33 protein-coding genes and 1 pseudogene are annotated in these 16076 nt (G+C 43.2%); 2 read left to right on the forward strand and 32 right to left on the reverse strand.

The genetic code is table 11. The annotated features are described in order from the left end of the window. Together CBG25_RS16645 and mscL are read left to right on the forward strand one after the other, a co-directional pair. Positions 1-233, forward strand: a 233-nt coding sequence (locus tag CBG25_RS16645) for a transposase (RefSeq protein ID WP_290604297.1), incomplete at its 5' end; no start/stop codon positions are given. Between the two features lie 174 nt (positions 234-407). Beyond that, positions 408-803 (forward strand): large-conductance mechanosensitive channel protein MscL, encoded by a 396-nt coding sequence (mscL, locus tag CBG25_RS16650; RefSeq protein ID WP_290607989.1) that lies wholly within the window; start codon positions 408-410, stop codon positions 801-803. 6 nt (positions 804-809) lie between these two features. Here the strand turns inward: mscL and CBG25_RS16655 are convergent, their stop codons facing one another. The 32 genes and pseudogenes from CBG25_RS16655 to CBG25_RS16810 all read right to left on the reverse strand — a co-directional run. After that, complete coding sequence (locus tag CBG25_RS16655; RefSeq protein WP_290607991.1) at positions 810-1010, reverse strand: ribosome alternative rescue factor ArfA; 201 nt, start codon at positions 1008-1010, stop codon at positions 810-812. A gap of 64 nt (positions 1011-1074) precedes the next feature. Next, positions 1075-1488 (reverse strand): Zn(2+)-responsive transcriptional regulator, encoded by a 414-nt coding sequence (gene zntR / locus CBG25_RS16660; RefSeq protein WP_032116402.1) that lies wholly within the window; start codon positions 1486-1488, stop codon positions 1075-1077. A 122-nt stretch (positions 1489-1610) separates the two neighbouring features. Further along, complete coding sequence (gene rplQ / locus CBG25_RS16665) at positions 1611-2000, reverse strand: 50S ribosomal protein L17 (protein WP_290607994.1); 390 nt, start codon at positions 1998-2000, stop codon at positions 1611-1613. A 37-nt stretch (positions 2001-2037) separates the two neighbouring features. Next, a complete protein-coding gene (gene rpoA, locus CBG25_RS16670; protein WP_290607996.1) occupies positions 2038-3027 on the reverse strand; it encodes a DNA-directed RNA polymerase subunit alpha in 990 nt (329 codons plus the stop codon). A 25-nt stretch (positions 3028-3052) separates the two neighbouring features. Next, the gene (gene rpsD / locus CBG25_RS16675) at positions 3053-3673 is read right to left on the reverse strand and encodes a 30S ribosomal protein S4 (RefSeq protein ID WP_290607998.1); all 621 of its coding nucleotides are present in this window, start codon (positions 3671-3673) and stop codon (positions 3053-3055) included. A 35-nt stretch (positions 3674-3708) separates the two neighbouring features. Then, positions 3709-4098: a 30S ribosomal protein S11 gene (rpsK, locus tag CBG25_RS16680; protein WP_002919257.1), complete on the reverse strand. Its 390-nt coding sequence runs from the start codon at positions 4096-4098 to the stop codon at positions 3709-3711. A 15-nt stretch (positions 4099-4113) separates the two neighbouring features. Beyond that, positions 4114-4467 (reverse strand): 30S ribosomal protein S13, encoded by a 354-nt coding sequence (gene rpsM / locus CBG25_RS16685; protein ID WP_032116398.1) that lies wholly within the window; start codon positions 4465-4467, stop codon positions 4114-4116. A 148-nt stretch (positions 4468-4615) separates the two neighbouring features. Then, positions 4616-4732 (reverse strand): 50S ribosomal protein L36, encoded by a 117-nt coding sequence (gene rpmJ / locus CBG25_RS16690; protein WP_290608037.1) that lies wholly within the window; start codon positions 4730-4732, stop codon positions 4616-4618. 43 nt (positions 4733-4775) lie between these two features. Next, the gene (gene secY, locus CBG25_RS16695; RefSeq protein ID WP_290608038.1) at positions 4776-6101 is read right to left on the reverse strand and encodes a preprotein translocase subunit SecY; all 1326 of its coding nucleotides are present in this window, start codon (positions 6099-6101) and stop codon (positions 4776-4778) included. 7 nt (positions 6102-6108) lie between these two features. Beyond that, entirely contained in the window at positions 6109-6543 is a 435-nt protein-coding gene (gene rplO / locus CBG25_RS16700; RefSeq protein WP_290608040.1) for a 50S ribosomal protein L15, read from the reverse strand. Positions 6544-6546: 3 nt separating this feature from the next. Beyond that, a complete protein-coding gene (gene rpmD, locus CBG25_RS16705; RefSeq protein ID WP_290608042.1) occupies positions 6547-6726 on the reverse strand; it encodes a 50S ribosomal protein L30 in 180 nt (59 codons plus the stop codon). A 6-nt stretch (positions 6727-6732) separates the two neighbouring features. Further along, positions 6733-7233 carry a 30S ribosomal protein S5 gene (gene rpsE, locus CBG25_RS16710; protein WP_032116394.1) on the reverse strand — a complete coding sequence of 167 codons (501 nt, stop codon included), beginning with the start codon at positions 7231-7233 and terminating at the stop codon, positions 6733-6735. A 14-nt stretch (positions 7234-7247) separates the two neighbouring features. Next, a complete protein-coding gene (rplR, locus tag CBG25_RS16715; protein WP_290608044.1) occupies positions 7248-7601 on the reverse strand; it encodes a 50S ribosomal protein L18 in 354 nt (117 codons plus the stop codon). A 9-nt stretch (positions 7602-7610) separates the two neighbouring features. Continuing rightward, on the reverse strand, positions 7611-8144 hold the full coding sequence (gene rplF, locus CBG25_RS16720; protein ID WP_290608045.1) for a 50S ribosomal protein L6: 534 nt from the start codon (positions 8142-8144) through the stop codon (positions 7611-7613). A 14-nt stretch (positions 8145-8158) separates the two neighbouring features. Further along, entirely contained in the window at positions 8159-8551 is a 393-nt protein-coding gene (gene rpsH, locus CBG25_RS16725; protein ID WP_290608046.1) for a 30S ribosomal protein S8, read from the reverse strand. Between the two features lie 33 nt (positions 8552-8584). Then, positions 8585-8890 (reverse strand): 30S ribosomal protein S14, encoded by a 306-nt coding sequence (gene rpsN / locus CBG25_RS16730; protein WP_026823167.1) that lies wholly within the window; start codon positions 8888-8890, stop codon positions 8585-8587. Between the two features lie 12 nt (positions 8891-8902). Continuing rightward, positions 8903-9442, reverse strand: a complete 540-nt coding sequence (gene rplE, locus CBG25_RS16735; RefSeq protein ID WP_290608049.1) for a 50S ribosomal protein L5 — start codon at positions 9440-9442, stop codon at positions 8903-8905. 15 nt (positions 9443-9457) lie between these two features. Continuing rightward, positions 9458-9772, reverse strand: a complete 315-nt coding sequence (gene rplX / locus CBG25_RS16740) for a 50S ribosomal protein L24 (protein WP_290608051.1) — start codon at positions 9770-9772, stop codon at positions 9458-9460. Positions 9773-9784: 12 nt separating this feature from the next. Then, positions 9785-10156, reverse strand: coding sequence for a 50S ribosomal protein L14 (rplN, locus tag CBG25_RS16745; protein WP_026823170.1), 372 nt, complete (start codon positions 10154-10156; stop codon positions 9785-9787). A 179-nt stretch (positions 10157-10335) separates the two neighbouring features. Beyond that, on the reverse strand, positions 10336-10590 hold the full coding sequence (rpsQ, locus tag CBG25_RS16750) for a 30S ribosomal protein S17 (RefSeq protein ID WP_026823171.1): 255 nt from the start codon (positions 10588-10590) through the stop codon (positions 10336-10338). Next, positions 10590-10781 (reverse strand): 50S ribosomal protein L29, encoded by a 192-nt coding sequence (gene rpmC / locus CBG25_RS16755; protein ID WP_290608054.1) that lies wholly within the window; start codon positions 10779-10781, stop codon positions 10590-10592. Before rpmC ends, rpsQ begins: the two co-directional genes overlap by 1 nt. Then, a complete protein-coding gene (gene rplP / locus CBG25_RS16760; RefSeq protein WP_032116388.1) occupies positions 10781-11191 on the reverse strand; it encodes a 50S ribosomal protein L16 in 411 nt (136 codons plus the stop codon). The genes rpmC and rplP overlap by 1 nt, the downstream gene beginning before the upstream one ends. After that, positions 11191-11901, reverse strand: coding sequence for a 30S ribosomal protein S3 (rpsC, locus tag CBG25_RS16765; protein ID WP_290608057.1), 711 nt, complete (start codon positions 11899-11901; stop codon positions 11191-11193). The genes rplP and rpsC overlap by 1 nt, the downstream gene beginning before the upstream one ends. A 17-nt stretch (positions 11902-11918) precedes the next feature. Next, on the reverse strand, positions 11919-12251 hold the full coding sequence (rplV, locus tag CBG25_RS16770; protein ID WP_026823175.1) for a 50S ribosomal protein L22: 333 nt from the start codon (positions 12249-12251) through the stop codon (positions 11919-11921). A 14-nt stretch (positions 12252-12265) separates the two neighbouring features. Next, positions 12266-12544, reverse strand: coding sequence for a 30S ribosomal protein S19 (rpsS, locus tag CBG25_RS16775; RefSeq protein ID WP_032116386.1), 279 nt, complete (start codon positions 12542-12544; stop codon positions 12266-12268). A 14-nt stretch (positions 12545-12558) separates the two neighbouring features. Next, the gene (gene rplB / locus CBG25_RS16780) at positions 12559-13383 is read right to left on the reverse strand and encodes a 50S ribosomal protein L2 (protein ID WP_290608061.1); all 825 of its coding nucleotides are present in this window, start codon (positions 13381-13383) and stop codon (positions 12559-12561) included. 19 nt (positions 13384-13402) lie between these two features. Then, positions 13403-13705, reverse strand: coding sequence for a 50S ribosomal protein L23 (rplW, locus tag CBG25_RS16785; RefSeq protein ID WP_290608062.1), 303 nt, complete (start codon positions 13703-13705; stop codon positions 13403-13405). After that, positions 13702-14307: a 50S ribosomal protein L4 gene (gene rplD / locus CBG25_RS16790; protein WP_290608063.1), complete on the reverse strand. Its 606-nt coding sequence runs from the start codon at positions 14305-14307 to the stop codon at positions 13702-13704. Before rplD ends, rplW begins: the two co-directional genes overlap by 4 nt. Positions 14308-14323: 16 nt before the next feature. Continuing rightward, on the reverse strand, positions 14324-14953 hold the full coding sequence (rplC, locus tag CBG25_RS16795) for a 50S ribosomal protein L3 (RefSeq protein ID WP_026823180.1): 630 nt from the start codon (positions 14951-14953) through the stop codon (positions 14324-14326). 32 nt (positions 14954-14985) lie between these two features. Beyond that, entirely contained in the window at positions 14986-15297 is a 312-nt protein-coding gene (gene rpsJ, locus CBG25_RS16800; RefSeq protein WP_001181005.1) for a 30S ribosomal protein S10, read from the reverse strand. 302 nt (positions 15298-15599) lie between these two features. Beyond that, positions 15600-15695 (reverse strand): annotated as a pseudogene (locus CBG25_RS16805) (bacterioferritin); the annotation flags it as partial. A 100-nt stretch (positions 15696-15795) separates the two neighbouring features. After that, on the reverse strand, positions 15796-16076 hold a 281-nt coding region (locus CBG25_RS16810), incomplete at its 5' end, for a transposase family protein (protein WP_290603775.1).

The raw sequence follows: 16076 nt of genomic DNA on the forward strand, positions 1-16076 counted from the left end.
GTAAAGGCCATCGAAACAAACCGTTGTCCAAGACTCAGCAAGGGCGAAACCACAGGATTGCAAAGACTAGGGCACGGGTTGAACATGCATTTGCGGCGATGGAACAAATGGGTAGAAAACTGATCCGCACCATTGGACAGGTGCGCGCTAATTTTGCCATGACGATGATGGCAGCATGTTACAACCTAAAGCGGTTGGCGTACTTCCAGAGCGCGTGCATCGTGGCTTTCTGACGCCCAGAATGGGTCAAATGGCCCTAGCCAGGGCAATGTGCGATAGAATCAGTAACGTGATAATCAAAAAAAATCTAATTATTTAGAATGAAAGCCAAGGGTTAATTGAAAATCTTGAGTTTTTCGAGGTGCCCTAAAATTTTACGTTCTATTTTGATTAACGGTGAGGGGACTATGAGCTTTTTAAAAGAATTCCGTGAATTTGCAATGAAAGGCAACATTATTGATCTAGCTGTGGGTGTTATTATTGGTGCAGCATTTGGCAAAATTGTTTCTTCTCTTGTTGCAGATATTATTATGCCTCCCCTTGGATTACTTATCGGCGGTATTGATTTTAAGCAATTTCATCTTGTCTTAAGGGAAGCCCACGATAATATACCTGCTGTTACTATGAATTATGGTGTATTTATTCAAAATATTTTTGATTTTCTAATCATCGCTATAGCAATTTTTATTGCGATAAAACTTATAAATAAATTGCGTCGCGAAAAAGAAGAAGCACCAGCAGCACCAACTAAAGAAGTCACATTATTAACTGAAATTCGTGATTTATTAAAAAAACAAAAATAATCAAAACTAGTGGGTTAGTAATAATAAATTTTTAAAATTAAGCATTACTAACCCACCCGTTTGCTCTTTATTATGTTTTATTTTTCTTTGATAGCTCCCTTTTCCTTTTTTATTTTTTTCAATTCGTTGCCTAAACAGAGGGTCATACAGTATCGCCTCTACTGCACTCTTCTTTATAAGGCCTCGTTTATGCTGATAATTTGCCATACCAAATTCTCCAATATCAATGACTTTTTAAATAAACATCTTTCATCCAAAACGAATATATCATTTAATGTTTACTTGCGCCTTGTTCGAGGATCTCTAAAATTGAACATCCAGTACTAACATGTTTACTACCACAACAAGCCGCACTAAGCATTTTTAATGAATTCCTCATTCTCTCCATCTCTATAATTTTAATTTCAATCTCCTGCAAGCGAGCATCTACAATATTTTTCGATTCCTGGCAAGTATGATGGGCAGGATCAATACGAATAGACAATAATTCTGAAATAGATTCCAAAGTAAAGCCTAACTGCTTAGCATAACGAATAAAACGTAAACGTTGTAAATCTTTTTTGCTATAAAGACGATAACCACTTTCTGTACGATTAGGGCGTTCCATTAGCCCTTGTTTTTCATAGAAACGAATTGTATCGGTTGTAACATCTGCTAACTTAGCTAATTTACCTATATGATACATAACTACCTCTTATATATGTATAAATATTATCCACTATGATAGCAAACTATGAAATGACAAAAAGTTAATTTTTAAATAATAAAAAACCGGGATTAATCCCGGTTTTTTATGTAATTGCAAATTTATTCTGCAGTTACTTCTGATTGAGACTCAACAGTACGATCAACAAGCTCGATGTAAGCCATCGGCGCATTGTCACCTGCACGGGAGCCACACTTCATAATACGAGTATAACCACCTGCACGGGTCGCGAAACGCGGTCCAAGTTCATTAAATAATTTTGCCACGATCTCATTATCACGAGTACGGGCAAATGCCAGACGACGATTAGCTACGCTATCGGTCTTGGCAAGAGTAATCAGTGGCTCAACGACACGGCGCAACTCTTTCGCCTTTGGTAAAGTTGTCTTGATAATCTCATGACGAACTAAAGAGCCAGCCATGTTACGAAACATAGCTTGGCGATGGCTACTATTGCGGTTCAATTGACGACCACTCTTACGATGGCGCATGACCTTATCCTTCTCAGTAAAACCTTAACCTGTGATCTCATTCATCAGCAATACTTGCTGGAGGCCAATTTTCTAGACGCATGCCTAGCGATAAACCTCTTGATGCCAAAACATCCTTAATTTCAGTAAGTGATTTTTTACCAAGATTAGGCGTTTTAAGCAACTCAACTTCAGTGCGCTGAACCAAATCACCGATGTAGTGGATAGCTTCTGCTTTTAAACAGTTAGCAGAGCGGACAGTCAATTCCATATCGTCAACTGCGCGCAGCAGAATCGGATCAAACTCTGGCTTCTCATCTTTAACTTCAACCTTAGCAACATCGCGTAAATCAACGAAAGCTTCGAGTTGTTCAGCTAAGATAGTTGCTGCTCGACGAATCGCCTCTTCTGGATCGATTGTGCCGTTAGTTTCCATCTCGATAACCAGCTTATCCAAATCAGTGCGTTGTTCTACACGCGTCGCTTCAACATTGTAGGCAATACGCTCTACAGGGCTATAGCATGCATCAACTAACAAACGACCGATTGGGCGCTCATCTTCTTCCGAATGAATACGGGCAGAAGCCGGCACATACCCACGACCACGCTGTACTTTAATACGCATATTAATAGCAGCGCTTTCATCAGTTAGATGGCAGATAACATGTTGCGGCTTGACGATTTCGATATCATCATTAGGGGTGATATCGGCGGCAGTCACAGGGCCAATTCCAGATTTATTCAAGGTCAGAATAACTTCATCTTTACCGTGAACTTTTACCGCCAGCCCTTTCAGGTTAAGGAGAATCTCCAGGATATCTTCCTGCACACATTCTTTAGTGCTGTACTCATGCAGTACACCATCAATTTCAACCTCGGTCACAGCACAACCCGGCATAGACGAAAGCAAAATACGGCGTAGTGCGTTACCAAGAGTATGGCCAAAGCCACGTTCTAACGGTTCAAGGGTTACCTTGGCGTGCGTCGAACTAATTTGCTCGATATCAACCAGGCGCGGTTTAAGAAACTCTGTCACAGAACCCTGCATTGTGTCCTCTCTTTGGTACTAAGCTTTACTTAGAGTAAAGCTCGACGATCAGGTGTTCGTTAATGTCAGCAGACAGATCAGCACGTTCAGGAATACGTTTGAACACACCTTCCATCTTAACCGCATCAACCTCAAGCCAATTTGGCTTCTCACGCTGTTCAGCAAATTCTAAAGCAGCCTTAATACGAGACTGTTTTTTTGCTTTTTCACGAACGCTGATAACGTCATTCGGGGAAACCTGATAAGAAGCAATATTAACGACTTGACCATTTACCATGATAGCTTTATGGCTAACCATCTGACGTGCTTCCGCACGTGTTGCGCCAAAGCCCATACGATAAACAGTATTGTCTAAACGACCTTCCAGCAAATTGAGCAAATTTTCACCCGTATTACCTTTCAATCGTGTTGCTTTTTTATAATAGTTACGGAATTGACGTTCTAGAACACCGTAAATACGACGAACTTTTTGTTTCTCACGTAACTGAACACCATAATCAGATAGACGCGGTTTACGTGCGCCATGCTGTCCTGGTGCCTGTTCTAATTTACACTTGGTGTCAATCGCGCGAACGCCAGACTTAAGAAAAAGATCTGTACCCTCGCGACGGTTCAGCTTGAGCTTAGGACCCAAATATCTAGCCATTTTCTTTCTCCAACAATCCTAAAAACGCAACGTAATTAAACACGACGTTTCTTCGGTGGACGACAACCGTTATGAGGGATCGGAGTTACATCAGTAATGTTAGTAATGCGGAAACCAGCCGCATTTAACGCACGGATAGTTGACTCACGGCCAGGACCAGGTCCTTTAACCATAACTTCTAAGTTTTTGATTCCGTACTCTTTCACTGCCTCAGCACAACGTTCTGCTGCAACTTGAGCGGCAAACGGAGTAGACTTACGAGAACCACGAAAACCAGAACCACCTGCGGTTGCCCAACCCAATGCATTACCTTGACGATCAGTAATGGTAACAATTGTGTTGTTAAAAGAAGCATGGATATGAGCCACACCGTCTGAAACTTGCTTTCTTACACGCTTACGTGCACGAATAGGTGCTTTTGCCATTATTTAATACCCCGACTATTTCTTGATCGGCTTACGCGGGCCCTTACGGGTACGCGCATTAGTCTTAGTACGTTGACCACGCACAGGAAGACCACGGCGGTGACGTAAACCACGATAACAACCAAGATCCATTAAGCGCTTGATGCTTAGGGTAACTTCACGACGCAAATCACCTTCAACAATGTATTTAGCAACTTCGTCACGTAACTTGTCGATTTGCTCTTCAGACAGCTCACTGATCTTAACATGCTCAGCAATACCAGTTGCTGCACAGATTGACTGTGAGCGAGTTTTGCCGATGCCGTAAATCGATGTTAATGCGATTACGGTATGTTGATCAGGAATGTTAATGCCTGCTATACGGGCCACTATGCACTCCTAAAGTTAAATACTGCATAACTGTGCTGAAAAGCCCGCTTTCAGGATACTCAAACAGTTATACATTTTTTTAGATAAAAAGTTTGGCTGGCTAATTTAGCCAGCTCAACCCAACTTTGCAAGAAAAAAATGCTTTTTCTTAACCTTGACGCTGTTTATGTCTTGGTTCAACGCTGCAAATCACAAGAACAATACCTTCACGTCTAATGATTTTACAGTTACGGCATAATTTCTTGACTGAAGCACGAACTTTCATTTTTACTCTCCGTAACTTCTTAAGCAAATTAATTTAAAGACAATTATTTGCCTTTAAGATTTGCCTTTTTCAATGCAGACTCATATTGACTGGACATCATAAGAGTTTGCACTTGAGCCATAAAGTCCATAATAACGACGACGACAATTAGAAGTGAAGTACCACCAAAATAGAATGGAACTTTCATTGCGTCACGCATGAACTCCGGGATTAAGCAAATAAAAGTAATATACAATGCACCTACTAATGTTAGGCGTGTCATTACTTTGTCAATATACTTGGCCGTTTGCTCTCCCGGACGAATTCCTGGTACAAATGCACCGGACTTCTTCAGGTTATCTGCTGTCTCTCGCGGATTAAAAACTAACGCCGTATAAAAGAAACAGAAGAAGATGATTGCAGATGCATAAAGTAACACATAAAGTGGTTGTCCTGGCTGCAAATACATTGAAATAGCTGTCAGCCAACCCCAACCTGTTCCATCACCAAACCAGGAAGCTATTGTACCTGGGAACAGTATAATACTGGAAGCAAAAATTGCAGGAATAACACCTGCCATATTTACCTTTAATGGTAAATGTGTGCTTTGTGCAGCATAAATGCGACGACCTTGTTGACGTTTTGCGTAGTTAACCACTATGCGGCGCTGACCACGTTCCATAAAGACAACAAAATAAGTCACAGCAAATACTAAAACTGCAATCAACAACAACAGGAGGAAGTGCAAATCGCCTTGCCGAACTTGCTCAATGGTATGGCCGATGGCCGGCGGGAGCCCCGCAACTATACCTGCAAAGATAATGATAGAGATACCGTTTCCAATACCTCTTTCAGTAATTTGTTCGCCTAGCCGCATCAGAAACATTGTTCCTGTCACTAAACTAACAACGGCCGTGAAATAAAACGGAAAACCAGGATTGATTACCAACCCTTGCATTCCAGCCATATTTGGTAAACCTGTCGCAATACCAATAGATTGGAATATCGCTAATACCAAAGTACCATAACGCGTATATTGACTAATCTTACGGCGACCGGCTTCCCCTTCCTTCTTAATCTCTGCTAGTCGTGGATTAACTACAGTCAGTAATTGGGCAATAATCGATGCCGAAATATACGGCATAATTCCCAATGCAAAGATAGAAGCACGACTAAGTGCACCACCAGAGAACATATTAAACATTTCAATGATGGTGCCTCTTTGCTGTTCAAGCAATTTGGCAAGCACAGTGGCATCAATACCAGGAATAGGAATAAAAGAACCAATACGGAAAACAATCAGCGCCCCAATAACAAACAAAAGCCTGCGTTTAAGTTCGCCTATGCCACCTTTAGCACTTTGAAAATCTAAACCTGGTTGCTTCGCCATCTGTAACTTATTCCTCGATTTTACCGCCAGCCGCTTCAATTGCAGTCCGTGCACCTTTTGTTACACGAAGACCACGCACAGTTACTGGACGATTAACTTCACCAGAAAGAATAACTTTCGCATATTCTATTTGAATGCCAACTATATTAGCAGCTTTCAGCGTATTCAGATCAATGACATCGCCTTCAACTTTAGCAAAGTCTGACAAACGAACTTCTGCAGTAATCATTGCCTTACGTGAAGTAAAACCAAATTTTGGTAAACGACGATATAGAGGCATCTGACCGCCTTCAAAACCACGACGTACGCCACCGCCAGAACGAGACTTCTGACCTTTATGACCACGTCCGCCAGTTTTACCTAAACCGGAACCAATACCGCGACCTACGCGTTTAGGTGCTTGTTTAGCACCTTCAGCTGGAGACAGAGTATTTAAGCGCATCTGTTACTCCTCAACTTTAACCATGTAGGAAACCAAATTGATCATGCCGCGGATCGCTGGTGTATCTTCACGTTCTACAGTATGACCGATACGACGCAGACCTAAACCGATCATGGTTGCCTTATGCTTTGGCAAACGACCAATAGTACTGCGAAATTGTGTAATTTTAATAGTCTTAGCCATGGTCCATTACCCCAGAATTTCTTCGACGGATTTACCACGCTTAGCTGCGACCATTTCTGGAGACTTCATACTGTCTAAAGCATCCAGCGTTGCACGAACAACATTAATTGGGTTCGTGGAACCATAGGTTTTAGCCAGTACGTTATGAACACCCGCGACTTCCAAAACAGCACGCATTGCACCGCCTGCGATGATACCCGTACCTTCATAAGCAGGTTGCATAAACACACGAGAACCTGTGTGAGCACCTTTTACAGGATGATACAAAGTACCATTATTGAGAGCGACGTTTTTCATATTGCGACGGGCTTTTTCCATCGCTTTCTGGATTGCTGCCGGAACTTCGCGTGCCTTACCGTAGCCAAAACCAACACGACCGTTACCATCACCAACGACAGTTAGTGCTGTAAAACTAAAAATACGGCCACCTTTGACGGTTTTTGCTACACGATTTACCGCGATCAGCTTTTCCTGCAGTTCGCCAGCTTGTTTCTCGATGTGAGCCATCTTACACCTCTACCTTAGAACTGAAGGCCAGCTTCACGGGCAGCATCTGCCAGTGCCTGGACTCGACCATGATATTGGAAACCAGAACGGTCAAAAGCAACTTCTTTGATGCCTTTTTCCAACGCGCGCTCAGCAATTAATTTACCAACTGCTGCTGCTGCTTCTTTGTTTCCTGTGTACTTTACTTGCCCATTGATAGTTTTTTCTGTAGTAGAAGCAACCACCAAAGTTTCAGAACCGTTTGGTGCAATAACCTGCGCATAAATATGTCGAGGGGTACGGTGTACCACCAAGCGCGTTGCACCCAGTTCATGTAGTTTGCGGCGTGCGCGGGTCGCACGACGGATACGAGCTACTTTCTTATCCATAGTGTTACCTTACTTCTTCTTAGCCTCTTTAGTACGCACGATTTCATCGGCGTAACAAACACCTTTACCTTTATAAGGTTCAGGACGACGGTAAGCACGCAATTCTGCTGCAACTTGGCCAATTGCCTGTTTATCTGCTCCTTCCAACACAATTTCAGTCTGTGAAGGACATTTTGCAGTAATACCTGCTGGCAGTTCATGCTCTACCGGATGAGAGAAACCTAAGGACAAACTTACAGTATTGCCTTTAATAGCTGCACGATAACCGACACCAACCAGCTGAAGTTTCTTAGTGAAGCCTTCGGTAACACCAATAACCATTGCATTCAATAAAGAACGCGTCGTACCCGCTTGCGCCGATGCATCAGCAAAACCTTCACGAGCTGCAAACGTTAATTGATTATCAGCATGTTTGACTTCAACAGCTTTATGGATTGTACGAGTAAGCTTGCCATTTTTACCTTTAATCGCTATATCCTGACCGTCAAGTTTAACTTCTACGCCGGCAGGAATGACGACAGGTGCTTTTGCCACACGAGACATTCTTTCCTCCCGAATTAAGCTACGTAGCAGAGAATTTCGCCACCTAAACCTGCTTGGCGAGCTGCACGATCAGTCATGACACCTTTAGAAGTAGAAATAATCGCAATGCCTAAACCAGCCATAACCTGTGGTAGCTTATCTTTTTTCTTATAGATGCGCAAACTTGGGCGGCTTACACGCTGAATGCTTTCTACAACAGCCTTGCCTTGGAAATATTTAAATGTAATTTCCAATGTTGGCTTGATGTCGCCTTCAATTTTATAATCTTCGATATAACCTTCTTCCTTAAGCACTGTAGCAATCGCTACTTTTAGCTTAGCGGAAGGCATGTTGACCGCAGCTTTATTAGCGGCCTGACCGTTACGGATACGGGTTAGCATATCCGCGATGGGATCTTGCATGCTCATCTGTCTTTACTCCCGTGATTCAATTGGTGATAATTACCAGCTAGCCTTTTTAAGACCCGGGATTTCACCGCGCATAGCGGATTCACGGACTTTAATACGGCTTAGACCAAATTTCCGCAGAAAACCATGCGGACGCCCAGTTTGACGACAGCGGTTACGCCGACGAGAAGGGCTGGAATCACGTGGTAGCGTTTGCAGCTTAAGAACAGCATTCCAACGATCTTCATCAGATGTATTCACATCAGAAATAATAGCTTTCAATTCTGTGCGTTTTGCAAAGAATTTTTCAGCTAATTTTGCACGTTTTACATCACGTGCTTTCATTGATTGTTTAGCCATGAATACCCTGCCTTACTTACGGAACGGAAAGTTAAACGCCATCAACAGTGCAAGACCTTCATCATCTGATTTCGCACTAGTGGTGATAGTAATATCTAAACCACGTACACGATCCACTTTATCATAATCGATTTCAGGAAAGATGATTTGTTCACGTACACCCATGCTGTAGTTACCGCGACCATCAAATGATTTAGTGGATAAACCACGGAAATCACGGATACGTGGTACAGCAATAAAAATCAGACGCTCAAAGAATTCCCGCATACGTTCGCCACGCAGGGTCACTTTACAGCCGATTGGATAGCCCTGACGGATTTTGAAGCCTGCAACAGATTTGCGCGCTTTGGTGATAAATGGTTTTTGCCCTGTTATTGCCGCTAAATCAGCAGCTGCATTATCAAGCAGCTTTTTATCGGCAACAGCTTCACCAACACCCATATTCAGGGTGATCTTCTCGACCCGAGGGACTTGCATGACAGAATTGTAGCCAAACTGAGTCATCAGCTTTTGGACTACCTCGTCTTTATAGTAATCATGCAGTTTCGCCATCGTATACTCCAAAAGTTACTTAATAGTTTCACTGTTAGATTTGAAGAAACGCACTTTTTTGCCATCTTCAATTCTAAAACCTACTCGGTCAGCCTTGCCAGTTGTCACATTAAAGATTGCAACGTTAGAAACATCAATTGCTGCTTCTTTTTCGACGATGCCACCTGGTTGACTCAGAGCCGGAACAGGCTTCTGATGTTTCTTAACCAGATTAATCCCTTCAACAATGACTTTACCAGAAGAAAGAACCTGTTTTACTTTACCGCGTTTGCCTTTATCTTTACCAGCTAACACGATAACTTCGTCATCACGACGGATTTTCGCTGCCATTGTGCCCGCTCCTTAGAGTACTTCTGGTGCCAGAGAGATAATTTTCATAAACTTCTCAGTACGAAGTTCACGAGTTACCGGCCCAAAAATACGCGTACCGATAACTTGCTCACTTGTATTGTTTAACAACACACAAGCATTGCCATCGAAGCGAATGACAGAACCGTCAGGGCGACGAACACCCTTCTTGGTGCGCACCACTACCGCTTTCAGGACATCACCTTTTTTCACTTTACCGCGTGGAATTGCTTCTTTAACAGTAATTTTGATGATATCACCTACATCTGCGTAGCGACGGTGCGAGCCACCTAGAACCTTGATACACATTACGCGACGTGCGCCGGAGTTGTCGGCTACGTTTAGCATAGTCTGTTCTTGGATCATTTTAGTGCTCCGCTAAATGTCAACTACAACTAAGCCGCTTCTTATATAAATTGAAGAGGCAGTACAATTACCCATACATGAGGGCGCAGCATTATAACACCACAACATCAATATGGACAGAAAAAATAAACGGCCGCTTTATTAAGAGCCGCTTATTCTATTATGAAATGGCTATCCTATTACAGAACAGCTTTTTCTACAACGCGAACAAGTGTCCATGACTTTGTTTTGGACAGTGGGCGGGTTTCACGGATTTCCACTAGATCACCGATACCACATTCATTATTCTCGTCATGTACATGCAATTTGGTCGTACGACGGATAAACTTACCATATAAAGGATGTTTTACCATACGCTCAATAGCAACGACAATAGATTTCTCCATTTTATCGCTAGTTACACGACCTTGCAAAGTACGGATTTTATCGCTCATTACGCACCCGCCTTTTCAGTCAATAAAGTCTTAACGCGTGCAATATCACGACGTACTTGTTTCAACAGGTGAGACTGTTGCAGCTGTCCACTTGCTGCCTGCATACTCAAGTTAAATTGCTCACGTAGCAGGTTAAGCAGTTCAGTGTCCAACTCTTCAACGCTTTTTTCGCGCAGCCCTTTTGCTTTCATTACATCACCGTCTTAGTTACAAAGGTGGTTTTGATAGGCAGTTTTGCTGCTGCCAACTTGAATGCTTCACGAGCTAGCTCTTCTGGAACACCGTCCATTTCATAAAGAACTTTACCAGGTTGGATCAAGGCAACCCAATACTCTACGTTACCTTTACCTTTACCCATACGCACTTCAAGTGGCTTTTCAGTAATAGGTTTATCTGGAAACACACGGATCCAGATTTTACCCTGACGCTTAACTGCACGGGTCATGGCACGGCGTGCCGCTTCAATCTGACGTGCAGTCAGACGTCCACGACCCACTGCCTTCAGACCGAAAGTGCCGAAGCTAACATCCGTACCTGCAGCCAGACCACGATTGCGGCCTTTATGCATTTTACGGAATTTCGTACGCTTTGGTTGTAACATCAGCGACTCTCCTTGCGGCCTTTACGCTGCTGCTTTTTAGGTTGAACTGTAGGTTTCTCTACCTGTTCAACAGCAGCCATACCACCCAGAATCTCACCTTTGAAGATCCATACCTTAACGCCGAGTACCCCATAAGTAGTGTGCGCTTCTGCAGTGTTATAATCGATATCAGCACGCAAGGTGTGCAATGGCACACGGCCTTCACGATACCACTCAGTACGTGCAATTTCAGCGCCGCCTAAACGACCACTGACTTCCACTTTTATGCCTTTTGCACCTAGACGCATAGCATTCTGTACCGCTCGTTTCATAGCTCGACGGAACATAACACGACGTTCCAGCTGTGAAGCGATACTATCAGCAACTAATTTAGCATCCAGTTCAGGCTTGCGTACTTCAGCAACATTGATTTGCGCAGGAACACCAGCAATATCTGCTACTGTTTTACGCAGTTTCTCGACATCTTCACCTTTTTTACCGATAACGATACCGGGACGAGCAGTGTGAATAGTTACACGGATGCTCTTCGCAGGACGTTCGATAACGATACGTGAAATAGATGCCTTTGCCAGTTCTTTATTCAGATACTGGCGTACTTTAAAATCGCTGTCTAGGTTGTCAGCGAATTCTTTTGTATTCGCATACCAAGTAGAGTTCCAAGGTTTGACAATACCCAGGCGAATACCATTAGGATGTACTTTCTGACCCATTGCTAGTCTCCAGAGTCTCAGCGATCGGACACAACCACAGTAATGTGGCTGGTGCGCTTCAAAATACGATCTGCACGGCCTTTCGCGCGAGGCATGATGCGTTTCATAGTTGGACCTTCGTTAACGAAAATTTTCGTCACTTTTAAGTCATCAATATCAGCACCATCGTTGTGCTCGGCGTTAGCGATAGCAGACTCAAGTACTTTCTTCACTAAACCAGCAGCTTTCTTGTTGGTATAGTTCAGAATTTCTAGAGCTTGCGACACTTTCTTACCGCGAATCAGATCAGCCACTAAACGAACCTTCTGAGCAGAAGAACGAGCGTGGCGATGCATAGCGATAGTTTCCATCTCTTCCTCCTACCTTAACGTTTCTTGGCCTTTTTATCGGCCGCATGGCCGCGATAAGTACGGGTCGGCGCGAATTCACCCAGTTTATGACCAACCATTTCGTCGGTAACAAAAACTGGAACATGCTGACGACCATTATGGATAGCGATGGTCAAACCGATCATGTTAGGAAAGATCGTTGAACGACGGGACCAAGTCTTGAGAGGCTTTTTGTCTCCGCTTTCCACCGCTTTCTCTACCTTCTTCAGCAAGTGCAGGTCAATAAAAGGACCTTTCTTGAGAGAACGTGGCATGGTTTATCCTCTAATTATTTTTTAGAACGTTGACGTACGATATATTTATCAGTACGCTTATTGCTACGGGTCTTTTTACCTTTGGTCTGAACGCCCCAAGGTGTTACTGGGTGTTTACCAAAGTTACGACCTTCACCACCACCATGTGGATGGTCTACTGGGTTCATCGCTGTACCACGAACGGTAGGGCGAATTCCACGCCAGCGGCTAGCACCAGCTTTACCCAGAACACGCAGCATATGCTCCTCATTACCAACTTCACCTAATGTCGCACGACACTCAGAAAGTACTTTACGCATTTCGCCAGAACGCAAACGGATAGTTACATAACTACCATCGCGTGCAACGATTTGCACATAAGCACCGGCTGAACGCGCCAGCTGACCACCTTTACCCGGTTTAAGCTCAACATTATGAACCGTTGAACCGACAGGAATATTACGCATAGGTAAAGCATTACCTGCTTTAATTGCTGCATCTGCACCAGACTGAATTTGGTCTCCGGCTTTTAAGCCTTTTGGTGCCAGAATATAGCGACGCTCTCCATCTTTATAGAGAATTAATGCAATATTCGCCGAACGATTTGGATCATATTCCAGACGCTCAACAGTAGCAGCAATACCATCTCTATTGCGTTTAAAGTCAATTAGACGATAATGCTGTTTGTGACCACCACCAATATGACGCGTAGTAATACGGCCATTATTGTTACGTCCACCGGTTTTGTTGCTTTTTTCTAGCAACGGAGCATAAGGTTTACCCTTATGCAGCTCAGGGTTAACCACTTTAACTACGTGGCGACGGCCCGGAGACGTAGGTTTACATTTAACAACTGCCATTGTTCTTTACTCCTCCGACTTACTCTGCACCACCGATGAAGTCCAGATTCTGGCCTTCTTTCAGAGTGACGTAAGCTTTTTTCCAGTCGCTACGACGACCAATTCGCTGACCGGGGCGTTTGGTTTTGCCTTTAACTAGTAAAGTATTTACACCTTTGACTTCAACTTCGAACAGTTTCTGTACGGCAGCCTTAATCTCTGCTTTAGTCGCATCTTTCGCTACTTTAAGCACGATGGTGTTACTTTTTTCCATCGCTGTAGAAGCTTTTTCAGAGACATGCGGCGCACGTAGTACTTTTAGCAGACGTTCTTCACGGATCATGCTAGTATCTCCTCAATTTGCTTCACAGCATCAGCAGTCATAACTACTTTGTCGAAGGCAATTAGGCTAACAGGATCGATACCGATTGCATCGCGAACATCAACTTTATATAAGTTACGGGCTGCTAAAAACAAGTTTTCATCAACCTCATTCGTGACGATCAATACATCATACAGCGCCATTTCCTTTAATTTTTGTACCAGAAGCTTAGTTTTCGGCGCTTCCAGTGCAAATTTCTCGACAACAATTAGACGATCCTGACGTACCAATTCAGACAAGATGCTTTTCAAAGCACCGCGGTACATCTTTTTATTTACTTTTTGACTGTGGTCCTGTGGTCTCGCTGCGAAAGTGACACCACCAGAGCGCCAAATTGGGCTCTTAACTGAACCAGCACGTGCACGACCAGTACCTTTTTGACGCCATGGCTTTTTACCAGAACCTGAAACCTCAGCACGAGTTTTCTGAGCACGAGTACCTTGACGAGCACCAGCTGCATACGCAACAACTACTTGATGCACAAGCGCTTCATTGAAATCACGCCCGAAGGTAGTTTCGGAAACAGTCAGCGCGCTTTGCGCGTCTTTCATTACCAATTCCATTCCTATCTCCTCGACGTTACGCCTTAACAGCTGGTTTTACAATCAGGTTGCTACCAGTTGCACCTGGAACAGCACCCTTGACCAACAGCAGATTACGTTCAGCGTCAACGCGTACTACATCCAGACTTTGAACAGTTACACGTTCATTACCCAATTGGCCTGCCATTTTCTTGCCTTTAAATACCTTACCCGGAGTCTGGTTTTGACCAATAGAACCCGGAACACGGTGTGACAAGGAGTTACCATGAGTAGCGTCCTGAGTGCGAAAATTCCAGCGTTTAACCGTACCAGCAAAACCCTTACCTTTGGAGGTACCAGTAACATCGACTTTCTTGACGTCAGCAAAAATTTCAACACTAATGCTTTGACCTACAGTAAACTCTTCGTTTTCACTCAAACGAAATTCACGTAGGATACGGCCAGCTTCAACACCAGCTTTAGCAAAATGCCCAGCTTCAGGTTTCTTTACACGGTTTGCTTTTTTGCTACCGGTAGTAACCTGAATTGCATTATAACCATCGGTTTCCAGGCTCTTAACCTGAGTCACTCGGTTATTTTCAATTTCGATAACAGTTACAGGAATAGAAACACCATCTTCAGTGAAGATACGTGTCATTCCTACTTTCTTCCCGACTAAACCAATCATTGTTTCAACCTCTCAATCGCGCAATGACCTGATTAACCCAGGCTGATCTGCACATCTACACCGGCAGCCAGATCCAGACGCATCAGAGCATCAACGGTTTTCTCAGTTGGCTCAACGATGTCAACCAGACGCTTATGAGTACGAATTTCGTACTGATCACGTGCATCTTTATTAACATGCGGCGAAATCAGAACGGTAAAACGTTCTTTACGTGTAGGTAACGGGATCGGACCACGTACTTGAGCGCCAGTGCGCTTAGCAGTTTCAACGATTTCCGCAGTTGATTGATCAATTAAACGATGATCAAAGGCTTTCAGGCGGATACGGATTCTTTGGTTCTGCATGAGACCAGAGCTCCAACTATTTATAAACGTATAAAATTACTCCTCGCACCCATTTCGATTGATAGGGGAGTGTAATCATTCTCATAATAACCTCCAAATCGGAGGTATTGTTTTTTTTAACGCAGTTTTACTGCTTACTAGCCTTTACGGCGAGGCTCTTGAATTAAAGAGCCCGTCCATTATACGTAATTTCAGGATAAGAGCAAGCCGTAGATAAAAAAATTGCATAAAATTTATTTATAAAAATCTTATGCAATAATATTTGTTAAAATTTTAATCAATAAATACCAATTAAATCATGTCTATTCACCCAGCTGAGATTGTAGGTAATTTTTTAGGCCTATGTTTGCTATCAAATCTAATTGCGTTTCTATCCAATCAATATGTTTTTCTTCATCGCCAATTCCCAAACGAAATGCAACAAAGTAAATCCTTGGTCATACATAAAGCGTGTTGCTTAATAGTGAAATAAGGGTGTTTCGGTGATTGAAGTAAATTTTACGCTGTTCTGAGATGGAAATTCCAAAGACCTGCGCTAAGGAGTAAGAAGGTATCATCAATAAAGGGTCTACGATTCCGTAAAATTTGGGTCATGCAACCGAGGCGCTTGATACCCGCGATGGCGTGTTCAACTGTAATACGGATGCCCGAGATTATTTTATTTTCTTGTTTTTGTTCAGGCGATAAAGGTCTTTTTCGAGTTCCTTTTTTTGGGATTTGTGTATTAGGATGCTGTTTATCTATACCTTGAAAACCGGTATCTGCCCAGATGGTTACCT

The organism is Arsenophonus sp. ENCA (assembly GCF_002287155.1).
Lineage (GTDB): Bacteria > Pseudomonadota > Gammaproteobacteria > Enterobacterales > Enterobacteriaceae > Arsenophonus > Arsenophonus nilaparvatae.

Coding starts and splice junctions, on each gene's coding strand:
- mscL (WP_290607989.1), top strand. CDS start 408: ATGAGCTTTTTAAAAGAATTCCGTGAATTTGCAATGAAAGGCAACATT.
- CBG25_RS16655 (WP_290607991.1), bottom strand. CDS start 1,010: ATGGCAAATTATCAGCATAAACGAGGCCTTATAAAGAAGAGTGCAGTA.
- zntR (WP_032116402.1), bottom strand. CDS start 1,488: ATGTATCATATAGGTAAATTAGCTAAGTTAGCAGATGTTACAACCGAT.
- rplQ (WP_290607994.1), bottom strand. CDS start 2,000: ATGCGCCATCGTAAGAGTGGTCGTCAATTGAACCGCAATAGTAGCCAT.
- rpoA (WP_290607996.1), bottom strand. CDS start 3,027: ATGCAGGGTTCTGTGACAGAGTTTCTTAAACCGCGCCTGGTTGATATC.
- rpsD (WP_290607998.1), bottom strand. CDS start 3,673: ATGGCTAGATATTTGGGTCCTAAGCTCAAGCTGAACCGTCGCGAGGGT.
- rpsK (WP_002919257.1), bottom strand. CDS start 4,098: ATGGCAAAAGCACCTATTCGTGCACGTAAGCGTGTAAGAAAGCAAGTT.
- rpmJ (WP_290608037.1), bottom strand. CDS start 4,732: ATGAAAGTTCGTGCTTCAGTCAAGAAATTATGCCGTAACTGTAAAATC.
- secY (WP_290608038.1), bottom strand. CDS start 6,101: ATGGCGAAGCAACCAGGTTTAGATTTTCAAAGTGCTAAAGGTGGCATA.
- rplO (WP_290608040.1), bottom strand. CDS start 6,543: ATGCGCTTAAATACTCTGTCTCCAGCTGAAGGTGCTAAACAAGCACCT.
- rpmD (WP_290608042.1), bottom strand. CDS start 6,726: ATGGCTAAGACTATTAAAATTACACAATTTCGCAGTACTATTGGTCGT.
- rpsE (WP_032116394.1), bottom strand. CDS start 7,233: ATGGCTCACATCGAGAAACAAGCTGGCGAACTGCAGGAAAAGCTGATC.
- rplR (WP_290608044.1), bottom strand. CDS start 7,601: ATGGATAAGAAAGTAGCTCGTATCCGTCGTGCGACCCGCGCACGCCGC.
- rplF (WP_290608045.1), bottom strand. CDS start 8,144: ATGTCTCGTGTGGCAAAAGCACCTGTCGTCATTCCTGCCGGCGTAGAA.
- rpsH (WP_290608046.1), bottom strand. CDS start 8,551: ATGAGCATGCAAGATCCCATCGCGGATATGCTAACCCGTATCCGTAAC.
- rpsN (WP_026823167.1), bottom strand. CDS start 8,890: ATGGCTAAACAATCAATGAAAGCACGTGATGTAAAACGTGCAAAATTA.
- rplE (WP_290608049.1), bottom strand. CDS start 9,442: ATGGCGAAACTGCATGATTACTATAAAGACGAGGTAGTCCAAAAGCTG.
- rplX (WP_290608051.1), bottom strand. CDS start 9,772: ATGGCAGCGAAAATCCGTCGTGATGACGAAGTTATCGTGTTAGCTGGT.
- rplN (WP_026823170.1), bottom strand. CDS start 10,156: ATGATCCAAGAACAGACTATGCTAAACGTAGCCGACAACTCCGGCGCA.
- rpsQ (WP_026823171.1), bottom strand. CDS start 10,590: ATGAGCGATAAAATCCGTACTTTGCAAGGTCGTGTAACTAGCGATAAA.
- rpmC (WP_290608054.1), bottom strand. CDS start 10,781: ATGAAAGCAAAAGGGCTGCGCGAAAAAAGCGTTGAAGAGTTGGACACT.
- rplP (WP_032116388.1), bottom strand. CDS start 11,191: ATGTTACAACCAAAGCGTACGAAATTCCGTAAAATGCATAAAGGCCGC.
- rpsC (WP_290608057.1), bottom strand. CDS start 11,901: ATGGGTCAGAAAGTACATCCTAATGGTATTCGCCTGGGTATTGTCAAA.
- rplV (WP_026823175.1), bottom strand. CDS start 12,251: ATGGAAACTATCGCTATGCATCGCCACGCTCGTTCTTCTGCTCAGAAG.
- rpsS (WP_032116386.1), bottom strand. CDS start 12,544: ATGCCACGTTCTCTCAAGAAAGGTCCTTTTATTGACCTGCACTTGCTG.
- rplB (WP_290608061.1), bottom strand. CDS start 13,383: ATGGCAGTTGTTAAATGTAAACCTACGTCTCCGGGCCGTCGCCACGTA.
- rplW (WP_290608062.1), bottom strand. CDS start 13,705: ATGATCCGTGAAGAACGTCTGCTAAAAGTACTACGTGCGCCGCATGTC.
- rplD (WP_290608063.1), bottom strand. CDS start 14,307: ATGGAATTGGTAATGAAAGACGCGCAAAGCGCGCTGACTGTTTCCGAA.
- rplC (WP_026823180.1), bottom strand. CDS start 14,953: ATGATTGGTTTAGTCGGGAAGAAAGTAGGAATGACACGTATCTTCACT.
- rpsJ (WP_001181005.1), bottom strand. CDS start 15,297: ATGCAGAACCAAAGAATCCGTATCCGCCTGAAAGCCTTTGATCATCGT.